This window comes from Blautia marasmi (genome assembly GCF_900258535.1).
Taxonomy (GTDB): Bacteria; Bacillota; Clostridia; order Lachnospirales; family Lachnospiraceae; genus Blautia; species Blautia hominis.
This window is the reverse complement of record NZ_OIWX01000001.1, coordinates 934,458-945,395: the sequence shown is the minus strand read 5'-3', so window position 1 is coordinate 945,395 and position 10,938 is coordinate 934,458. Positions and strand designations below refer to the sequence as shown.

8 protein-coding genes and 2 pseudogenes are annotated in these 10,938 nt (G+C 43.1%); all 10 read left to right on the top strand.

Translation table 11 applies throughout. The features are described from left to right. Positions 1 to 133: 133 nt before the first annotated feature. Entirely contained in the window at positions 134 to 2,041 is a 1,908-nt protein-coding gene (gene ltrA / locus C6P39_RS04120; protein WP_104802913.1) for a group II intron reverse transcriptase/maturase, read from the top strand. Positions 2,042 to 2,168: 127 nt separating this feature from the next. Beyond that, positions 2,169 to 2,699 (top strand): annotated as a pseudogene (locus C6P39_RS04115) (type IV secretory system conjugative DNA transfer family protein); the annotation flags it as partial. An 802-nt stretch (positions 2,700 to 3,501) separates the two neighbouring features. After that, a pseudogene (locus C6P39_RS28680) lies at positions 3,502 to 3,922 on the top strand (type IV secretory system conjugative DNA transfer family protein); the annotation flags it as partial. 619 nt (positions 3,923 to 4,541) lie between these two features. Further along, the gene (locus C6P39_RS04105) at positions 4,542 to 4,841 is read left to right on the top strand and encodes a hypothetical protein (protein WP_025531137.1); all 300 of its coding nucleotides are present in this window, start codon (positions 4,542 to 4,544) and stop codon (positions 4,839 to 4,841) included. Between the two features lie 35 nt (positions 4,842 to 4,876). Further along, complete coding sequence (locus tag C6P39_RS04100; protein ID WP_104802910.1) at positions 4,877 to 5,545, top strand: hypothetical protein; 669 nt, start codon at positions 4,877 to 4,879, stop codon at positions 5,543 to 5,545. A 101-nt stretch (positions 5,546 to 5,646) separates the two neighbouring features. After that, the gene (locus C6P39_RS04095; protein ID WP_104802909.1) at positions 5,647 to 6,489 is read left to right on the top strand and encodes a hypothetical protein; all 843 of its coding nucleotides are present in this window, start codon (positions 5,647 to 5,649) and stop codon (positions 6,487 to 6,489) included. Positions 6,490 to 6,507: 18 nt separating this feature from the next. After that, on the top strand, positions 6,508 to 7,476 hold the full coding sequence (locus C6P39_RS04090) for a DNA-methyltransferase (RefSeq protein WP_104802908.1): 969 nt from the start codon (positions 6,508 to 6,510) through the stop codon (positions 7,474 to 7,476). Further along, the gene (locus tag C6P39_RS04085; protein WP_104802907.1) at positions 7,477 to 7,971 is read left to right on the top strand and encodes a PrgI family protein; all 495 of its coding nucleotides are present in this window, start codon (positions 7,477 to 7,479) and stop codon (positions 7,969 to 7,971) included. A 111-nt stretch (positions 7,972 to 8,082) separates the two neighbouring features. Continuing rightward, positions 8,083 to 10,479, top strand: coding sequence for a VirB4-like conjugal transfer ATPase, CD1110 family (locus C6P39_RS04080; RefSeq protein ID WP_104802906.1), 2,397 nt, complete (start codon positions 8,083 to 8,085; stop codon positions 10,477 to 10,479). Positions 10,480 to 10,496: 17 nt separating this feature from the next. Continuing rightward, on the top strand, positions 10,497 to 10,922 hold the full coding sequence (locus C6P39_RS04075) for a DUF4313 domain-containing protein (RefSeq protein ID WP_242986915.1): 426 nt from the start codon (positions 10,497 to 10,499) through the stop codon (positions 10,920 to 10,922). Positions 10,923 to 10,938 lie beyond the last annotated feature (16 nt).

Here is a 10,938-nt window from a genome sequence, read left to right as displayed (position 1 = left end):
AACTGTTGATAGCTTCTGTAATGGAAGAAGTAGGAATGGCCTCTAGTCGGTTGTAAAAAGCATACATTATTCAGTCCAACATAAGGATTCGAATAAGACCAAAAGGGTCACTTTCAAAAGGAGGTGATGCCTTATGCCAAAGAAAAACAAAAACCTATGTGTAGATGATTTGCGGCACGCTGAATACTATGATATGCAGGATACCTTCGATGAGTTATATCAGAGAAGCCTAAGCGGCGATACATTTGAAAGTCTTATGGATTTGATATTGAGCCGGGATAACATCCTGCTCGCATATAGGAACATAAAGGCTAACAAAGGAAGCTACACAGCAGGTACGGACAACAGGAATATCACAGAAATCGGGGGAATGTCTCCCGACAAGGTTGTGGAGAAAGTGAGGTTCATTGTTACGGGGAGCCAGCATGGCTACAGACCCAAACCTGTAAGACGGAAAGATATACCAAAACCCAATGGAAAACTGCGTCCCTTAGGCATCCCGTGTATATGGGACAGGCTGATACAGCAATGTATTAAGCAGATTTTAGAGCCGATATGTGAGGCAAAGTTTTATAACAATAGCTATGGATTCAGACCAAATCGTTCGGTTGAGCATGCGATATCAAAAACTTACACGATGTTACAGAGAATGAATCTTCATTATGTGATTGAATTTGATATAAAAGGATTTTTTGACCATGTGAATCATAGCAAGCTGATAAAACAGATTTGGGCATTCGGAATACAGGACAAACAGCTTATATTTGTAATAAAGCGAATTCTGACAGCACCAATAAGAATGCAGGATGGTTCAACACTCATCCCTACCGAGGGAACTCCGCAGGGCGGCATCATTTCCCCCTTGCTGGCAAACATAGTGCTAAATGAACTTGACTGGTGGGTGGCTAGCCAATGGGAAGAAAACCCACTGGCATTAAAAAAAGCGAAATACAGAGTTATCAGAACGTCCGAGGTCTTAGATAAAAGCCACGGATATACGGTAATGAGGAGGACAAATCTCAAGGAAATGCATATCGTGAGATATGCTGACGATTTTAGAATCTTCTGTAGAACCAAGGAAGACGCTGTAAAAACAAAAGAAGCTGTCACAAAGTGGATTGAGGAAAGGCTGAAACTTGAAGTATCACCAGAAAAAACGAGGATTGTAAACACCCGTAAAAGATGGTCGGAATTTTTAGGCTTCAAAATCAAGGTCATTCCCAAACACCATAAGTATGTAGTCAAATCGGCAATCTGTGATAAAAGGCTAAAGATTGAAAAGGATAAATTAGTGGAGCAAGCTAAGAACATAGCAAGACCAAGGGAAAAAATAAGCTGTCTCAATGAGATAAGGCTTTATAACTCGATGGTTTTAGGCATACAGAACTACTACCAGCTTGCAACCTGCATCAGCCTTGATTGCAGGGCAATCCACAGACAGGTTATGACGGTACTTACAAACAGGCTGAACACCGAAAAGGGATGTATGTTAAAGCGTGAGGGCGGAACGATAACCCAGAGCGAAAAGGGAAGATTTGGAAAATCCAGGATGATAAGATATGCTGCTGGGATTGACCAGATGATTTATCCGATAGCATATGTGAAATTCAAGGTGGCAATGCCTAACAGAATCAAAGTATGTAGCTACACACCAGAGGGAAGGGAACTAATCCATACAAGCCTCATTCTTAACAAGGCGGTCATGAATGGATTAAAAGATGACCGGATAACTGACCACAGCATAGAATACACGGATAGCAGAATTTCCTTATTTTCTGCACAACAGGGTAAATGTGCGATAAGTGGAGAAGTGTTCACGAATGCCTCAACAATAGAATGTTGGTTCAAGAAATCTAAAGAACAGGGTGGAGAAGAACGCTACAGAAATATGATTCTCATACACAAGAAATACCTGCCGTTATTACAGAAGACACCTCAAAGAGAATTAAAAGCCTTAACCAAAACACTTGAAATAACCAAAAAGATGATTTCCAAAATAAACAGTCTGCGTGAGCGGGCTGGTCTGCCAGCAATAGGGTAACGTAATAATTTGGTGACTGTTTAAATGTAGGCCAACACAATCGATGGGGCGCCGGATGCGGTGAAAATCGCATGTCCGGTGCTAGTCGGGGGAAAAGCCGGAGATTATATCAAAGGCTTACCTATCGAAACAAGCAGAGTCGCTATACCTGCAGGCGCTGTTCTACTATGTTTGGCTGGAATGCCCCAAAAGTGAACAGAACTTTTCCACGGTACTGAAATTACTGGGAGAAGCAGAGGTACGTGATGATGGCTCGCCATCGGACTTAGACCGCAGGATTAAGCGCCTGGAGCGTAAAAAGGGCAGCAATCATCCAGCAGTCAAACAGTATTATAAAGTAATCAGAGGAGCGGCTGATACGGTCCGGAGTATTGTTATCAGTGCAAATTCCAGACTGGCTTTTTTGGAAAATCCACAAATCCTCCGTATCCTGGACCATGATGATATCAATATCCCGGAGATAGGGGTGGGAAGAAATGGTGACGGAAAGACAAAAACAGCTCTTTTTTGTGTGATTCCGGATTCCGATAAATCGTTCAACAGCATTGTAGGGCTGCTTTACAGCCAGATATTCCAGGAACTGTACTTCCAGGCTGACTTTATTTACGAAGGAAGATTACCAATCCATGTGACCTTTATGCTTGATGAGTTTGCTAATGGTGTGACACGTTCTGCGTCCAAAACGGTGGAAATAACCGACAAAACCGCAGCCTAAAGCCATGAATGGCTTTGGAGAACTGCATAACTGAAATCTCAAATGATGGGGTAACGCCCGGAAGGGGATTCACTGATACTCCACGTAGCGTCAGCCAGATACAGATGGTTGGGGTTATAAGCGCGGGGAAGTCGTGCGATGCACACCCTAACGCTGAAAGGCGAGGAAAGATTCATAGAGGTATGAGTTGTGTGTGACAGTGCGGGTGGGGCTGCCATATGGCTAGAATGACCCAAAGGAGGTCTGACAAAGTTCCGAATGTACGGCTCTAAACAAATAGCCTGTAGAAATGCAGGTGTACCAGGGGTACGCAGGCGGGGCAAAGTAAAATTTGTTAGTATGAAATGCCTTCTGTGCTTATAGGGTATAGGTATCTTGAGGATTTACCTTGAAGATAATGCTTGCAGGGCTAAAGGAGCGGCCTAAGTGGTAGCAATCCTAAGTTATGTGGAACGTGGAAAGCAGCCAATACGGGAGCTGACTGTATCAGCGACAAAGTACCGTAGTTGCAGCGAAAAGGAAGGGGGAGAAAAACTTCTATAATAAGTGCATTAGTGGTTGTGAGAGTAGAGGCACAGTACCAGGGAAACCGTGATAATAAGCGGTGGAGGGATAGCCTCAAGCCGATACTAAGAGATTATGTTCTTAGTCGGGGGAGCGCCGTGTGATGGGAAACTATCATGCACGGTGCGGGGCAGGGGAAAAACCCGAGGCGGCAGTGCCAGAGGTTTACCTATTGCCATTTGCATTACCGGATGATTATTGCGGTTTACTTAGTACCATGAGGTCACGAGAAATTTCATCGATCATTATTATACAGAACCTTGCGCAGATTAAAGCATTGTTTGAAAAGACATGGGAGGTCATCCCAGGGAACTGTGACACTTTGGTCTACCTTGGCGGGAATGAACAGAGTACACACGATTATATTTCTAAGATGCTCGGGAAGGCTACGGTAGATAAGCGGAGTTCTGGTGAAACAAGAGGAAAAAATGGCAGCAGCAGCCGAAACTTTGATGTGCTGGGAAGGGAACTACTGACACCGGATGAGGCCAGAAAGCTGGATAATAAAAAGTGCCTGATCTTTATCCGGGGATTTGACCCGATTGTAGATTCAAAATACAATACCCCGGCGCATCCTCTTTTCAAGGAGACGTTTGATGGAGGCGCACCACCATATCATCATACACCAATCCGTGAGAAAAGTACAGTGCCAACCTGCGAATTACTGAACCGGCAGTCTTTTGAATATTATGAACGCCAGAGGGACCAGGGGCTGAATGTTCAGATAGATGAAATAACACTGGACGAATTGCTGTCATTGCAGGAACCTGATATGCCGGCAAAGATATTTTCAGAAGATGAACTGAAAAAGAACCGCAAAATAACTGAAATCGAGAATATAGAAAAGCAGGATTTGGGACAGATTACAGAAGAGCAGTTTAATGAAATGCTAATAAATAATGATTATACATTAGAGCAGTTAGAAGAAATACGTCTTGGATTGGTAGGAGGTCTTTCCTACCAGGATATATTGACTTACTTTAAATCAGATAAAAGTGCCGGACAAATGCGTGAAATACGCGAACAACTGACCGGCCATCAAGAATCTTAATTTTCCCTATATTTCTTATGCCTAAGATGGCAGATATATGGGAATCTGTTGCAAAAAATAGAGGGCGCACGCAGCAGGTTCTTTTATACCTGCTATTTTTGCGCCCTTTTTTAAAGAAAAGGAGATTTTAAGTGAAGAATTTGACTGAAAAAAAGCAAAAAGCAAAAAAAATGATTAACAGAATCAGCAGTATAACCGCTGGGGCAGCCATGGCAACCATGTTATATACAACAAATGTATATGCGTCAGGCGCGGAAGTGGTGACGGCACCTTTGAATAATCTGAAGAATCTCGTAATTGCCATCATAGGTGCCGTTGGCGTGATTATCCTTGCAAAAAACGTAATGGAGTTTGCCCAGTCTTACCAGCAGCAGGATTCGAGTTCCATGAATTCTGCGATAAAGGGCATCGTTGCCGGCTTGATTATGGCGGGGATTAGTACAGTCCTCACGTTCCTGGGCATCAGTTGATTGTGCTGTTTTAATGAAAACGTGGAGGGAACACTATGCTGGAGTTAAGGCGCGTAGTTTTTTTTGTTGATATAGGAGACAATTTACTTGAAATGGCAAAAGCCAGTCAGGAATGTAGAGAAGAGTGTAAAAATTTATTCATAAGCCTGGGATTCCAGGTGGATACCGATTACAGAGATAAAACCCCAAATTTCTATACTCAATTAGGATATCATGCAAACGAGTTTTATGTTGCAAAGGGAGAGGAACATTTGCGGATAAGGGATTTGGAGATATCGGGTAATATATATCCTGACTCACTGGCTGATATAGCGAAAAAATTGCGGAACGGTAAAACCTTTCACTATAAAGGGGCCATTGATTTGCAAGCAGCCTATATTCTTACTGAACTTGAAGCGAAAGATTATTATGAGAAAAACCTGGAAGCATACGAGGAAAAGGTAATCGAAGCCATGAAATTAAATCACGAAAAGTGTGAAAAAACATGGTTTTACAATCCTATGGCTGAATTTAAGGAGGATATTCTTATCTGTGTTGGTTATGATGCCATTAGTTTTTTTCATTTGAAAACGGCTGAAGTTATCAATGATATGTTGGATAAAGGATTAATTAAATCGGACAATTCACTGCTCGCACCGGGGTATGCACTTCCGGAGTTTTACACGGAGACGGGTAAATATAAGCTGCCGCATCTAAGGAGGTAGTGATGCAAACAAATTTCAAGGCTTTTGTTCTTTTAAAAGAATTATTTTAAATGATACTCTAGTAATCATAATATCCAAATACGGAAATGAGGTGATGGTAAATGGATATTTTTAATTTGGGCGAGGCAATCCTTTCGCTTCTTGAGGTCGTGTTCGGCTTTTGGAACGGGCAGGTGAACATGGTGTTTGAACTGCTGGGACAGTCCCCGACTTCTTTCAAAGGAGGCGGCCCATGGGGAGTTATAACCGGGATTGAACCGATTTTCGTTGCTGTTGGTTCAAGCCTGGTTGTTTTATTTTTTGTGATTGGTTTTTGTTCGGAAAGTGTAGATGTGCGGGAAGAGATGCGGTTTGAAGTGATTCTCCGTATGTTGATCAGGATTGGAATCGCGCAGTGGCTGGTGGTATACAACGTCGATATTATGAAAGCCATATTTACAAGTGTTGGAAATCTTGTCGGACTGATTGGAGGGAGTGAGGCCACACAGGTTACGATAGACCCGGCGCAGGCAGATATTATCAAGAATCTGGGATTTGTGGAAAGCCTTGTATTTTTAATCCTGGCGGTATTTTTAAGCCTGATTATTTTGATCTGCGGATTTTTCCTTATTTATAATGTTTATTTCCGATTTTTAAAAATACTTGTAATCGTACCGTTTGGCAGTATCGCTTATGCAACGGTTGCAGGAAATCGGGGAGTGAGTGCCACAAGCGTACAGTTTACGAAGTATTTCATAAGTGTAGTTTTTGAGGCGGTGACTATGGCTTTGGCGATTATTCTTTGTAATACGTTTATCAGTTCAGGATTACCACAATTTGCAGGAGACTATGCAGATTGGACAAAGACTTTGATATATTTAGGAGAAATGACATTCACGGTTGCCCTGACTGTGGGAAGTGTAAAGGGCGCCCAGAGCCTGACGAGCAAGGCCCTGGGGCTGTAAGCAAAGGAGGCTTTGGGTTTGGAAACAGCGGTGCAGGATAAAAGCATACAAATGACGCTATTTGAGTATTTTGCGGATGTGGACCAATTTTCTCTGAAAGATGCAAAGGAATGTGTATACCAGTATGCGGAAAAAGAGGTGAAGGAACCCAGCATCCGGGCGCGGATCTATGAAGGGATTAATAAGGGCCTTTTTAAACGGGTTGCCAAAGGCGTCTATACGGTTACGAAGAAAAATGCAGAGAATGAGGATATTACCTGCATGCTCATACAGGGAAATGGACGTGATCTGAGTTTCCTTGAGGATAACAGCATTGACGCAATTATCACTGACCACCCATATCTGCTGAAAAAAAGTTTAAAAGGGGGAAACCGGGACTTTGCCTCCTATGATTTGTTCCAGTACACACAGCAGGATTTGGACGAAAAATTCCGTGTTCTAAAGAAGGGGCACTTCCTCGTGGAGTTTCTGCCGGAGGAAAACGGTGATAATTACGAATATCTTTACCAGGTGAAGGCCATGGCGAAGGAAAGCGGCTTTGAATATTACGCGAAGGTGGCTTGGCGGAAGGGGACATTCGTTGCCAATACGGGGCGGAAGGCAAAAAATACAGAGGATATCCTGTTCTTTTCAAAAGGACGTGCGCGTGATATGCGGCCGAACACAAAGAAGGACAAGGCAGAACCGGAGATGAAACACTATATGTCCGGAGCGAAAGGGATGCTTCCTACGGCTTTTGACATTCAGCCAATCTCAAAAGCTGATAGGGTTCATCAATCGGAGAAGCCGGTGGAACTGCTAAAACAGATACTGGAATTTGTTACAGATAAAAAAGAACTGGTATTGGACCAATATGCTGGTTCCTTTGCCCTTGCGGAAGCTGCCCTTGAATCAGAACGGGATTCCATCTCAATTGAGATCAGTCAGGAATATTTTGAAGAGGGGAAAAAGAGGATTGAAAATGTAAAGAAAGGTAAGGTGAGATAAATGGATATCGAAATCAGCAGGGATTTACAGCACTATAAGGAGAGCTTCCTGATGGGACTGACCGTGAAGCAATTTACATTCAGTGTACTGTCCCTGGGGGCGGGAGCGGGAATTGTACTCGGTCTGTACGATAAAATCGGCATGACATTAGCGTGCTATCTGGCAACGCCAGTTGTGGTGCCGATTGCACTCACGGGATTTTATAATCACAATGGGCTTAGTTTCTGGCAGACGGTGAGGAGAATGGTCCAGATGTCTTTTTTCAATAAGCCCTGTTTATACCAGTCCACGGAAAATGTGGATTGGATAAAGGACGCTTATGGAGAAGAGCAGAAAATTGTTACACAGCAGCAGAAAAAAGAAAAAAAAGGACTGTCTGACGGACAGGAGGATTTTAACATGGTAAAGAAAAAAGCAAAGCGCATGATCCTACTGACAGTGGGGGCTTTAGTTGTGGCCGTGGCAGGGATACTTGCCTTTAGGTTCATGAAATAAAAGATATGAAATAATCCCACATATGTGGGAAGTAGTTTAGCGACCAGCAGGTTACGGGATTCGCTAAACTACTTCCCGTAGCCTGCCTTGGATTAAAGGAGGTTTACGGAAGTGGGAATTTTTACAGATCGTTTCATACAGTTAAAAAAAGCGGACAAACCATTGTTTGCAGTCCCGAAGAGTGTTCAGCAGCAGATTGAGATTCTGAGGATTGCAAAGGATGGTATTTTTGAGAATACAAAGAACCGATACAGCAGGGTATACCGTTTTGCTGACATAAATTATGTCACGGTGTCGGAGGGAGACCAGTATGAAATCTTAAAGCAGTATTGCAAGCTGGTTAATGCGATTGATGTTGCTTTTAAGATTACAATATACAACAAAAACAGGAACATGAGCCAGTTTAGGGAGAATGTCCTGATACCAGATAAAGATGATGGCTATGACCATCTTCGGGACGTTTACAATGATATCGTAGAGGAACGGATTGTAGCGGGAAAACAGGGGATTGAACAGGAACGCTTTCTTACGGTTACTGTGGAACGGAAAGATTATGAACAGGCAAAAGCATTTTATAACACTTTTGAAGGAGGGATGCAGCAGGAATTCCATGCGATAGGCTCAAAGTTGGAGCCGCTTGACGCGGCAGAACGGCTCCGGGTTCTGTATAATTTTTACCGCATTGGTGACGAAGAAACATTTTCTTTTGATTTTGATGCGTATGTACAAAGTAAAACAGATTACAAAAATGATATCTGCGGTTCCATGATTAAGTATTCCCCGAATGATTTTGAAACAGAACGGAAAATCTGCAGGGCTGTATTCATCAGAAGATATCCGACAAGCCTGCCGGACACCTTTATCAATGAACTTACCAATGTTCCTGTACACAGTATTACCTCTATAGATATTGTGCCTGTGCCAAAGGACCTGACAACAAGAACATTGCAGAAAAAATATCTGGGTGTGGAGTCGGATATTTTACGCCAGCAGCGTGTCCGTAATAAAAACAATGACTTTGCAAGTGACATCAGTTATGGAAAGAAAGTGGAAAAGAAAACCCTGGAAGCGCTGATGGACGATGTACGGGAGAATGACCAGAACCTGTTCTTTGCAGGTGTAAATATGGTACTGATTGCGGATACCAGGGAAGAACTTAACAGTATCACAGAGACAATCCAGACGATAGGAAACAAATATCTCTGTAATATGGAGGTACATCATCTCCAACAGCGAGAGGCATTAAATACTGCTCTGCCTGTAGGGGTGCGACAAGTCGAAACCATGCGCACCATGCTTACACGGGATATCGCGGCTTTAATGCCTTTTAATGTGCAGGAGATTTATGAACCCACGGGCTTATGTTATGGAACGAATCGGATTTCTAAAAACCTGTGCGTGGCAGACCGGAAAAAACTGACCAATGGAAACGCTATGGTATTTGGCGTACCCGGCAGTGGAAAATCCTTTTTCTGTAAGTCCGAAATGTTGGGGGTATATTTGCAGACCGGTGATGATATCATCGTTATCGACCCGACACTGGAGTATTTTGACATCGCCCAGAACTTAGGGGGTGTATGCATCAACCTGTCAAATTACACCCAGAACTATATCAATCCACTCTGGCTTGATGTGGACGAGTTGGATCTTGCCGACAGCAAAGGGCTGATCCGGGATAAAGGAGAATTTATGCTTGGCCTGTGTGAGCAGGCGATGTCGGAAATGCTAAACAGCCGGCATAAATCCATCATTGACCGTTGTATCCGTAAGCTGTATCTGGATATTGCCATGAGTAAGGAAAAATATGTGCCGGTCATGTCGGATTTTTATGACCTGCTGATGAAGCAGCCAGAGGAGGAAGCCAGGGATATTGCCCTGGGGCTTGAGCTGTTTGTAAGCGGTTCCTTGAATATTTTCAACCATCAAACCAATTTAGACGTAGACAACCGGTTCATTGTTTACGGAATCCGTGACCTTGGAAAAGAGTTGAGTGCGATTGCGATGCTGGTCATGCTGGAAAATGTCCGGGCGCGGATTGCCAGAAATGCAGAAAAAGGAAGAGCAACATGGCTTTACATAGATGAGTGCCATGTGTTGCTGGGAACCGGGGAACATTCTGGACGCAGTGAATATTCGGGGAAATTTCTCTATTCCCTGTGGAAGAAAGTAAGGAAACAAGGCGGCTTGTGCACCGCCATCACCCAGAATATTTCTGATATGTTACAGAACTATACAGCCGTAACCATGCTGGCGAACTCTGAATTTATTGCTTTGTTAAAACAGGCAAATGTGGACAGCCAGGAACTTTCACGGGTAGCGGGGATTCCGGAAGCACAGTTGAAATACGTGAACGGCTGTAATTCCGGTATGGGAATCCTGAAACACGGTGAAGTCATTATTCCTTTTGATGCCAGGGTAAAGAAGAATAACATCATATATGATTTGTTCAATACAAATCTTCATGAAAAAAACAAACAGGGAATAAAGACGGATGACCAGTATTCATAATTATGAGAGGTAAGGAAATGGAAGAAGAGAAAAAAACACTGGGTTATGATTGGGAATTTGGGCATGAGGAGCTGATGCTTGAAGTTGATGCCTATCGTTATGATAACAGACTGTATATCGGTCTTACCCATATGGAGGAGGGATATGAGGAATCTTTTGCTGATCTGACCATCAATTTGGCTCATATGCCTGTCGAAAGAAATGAGGCATACATTGACGCCTTTGCCAGTAAAAGCAAACTGGACTTTATTAAAAAGCACAAACTTGGAAAGGTGCTTCCGGAAATGGGTTATTCGGGCATGGAAAGTTATTATAAGGTGGCGTTTGACCTTAAACGCCTGCAGGAATTTGACAAGGCAGGAGTAGAGAGATACTGCGCCATCAATGAGATAGCAAAACCAGAGCAGACAAAGGCAAATAAAAAACCACCAAAGACGAGGTAGAAAGATTGGAGGAACA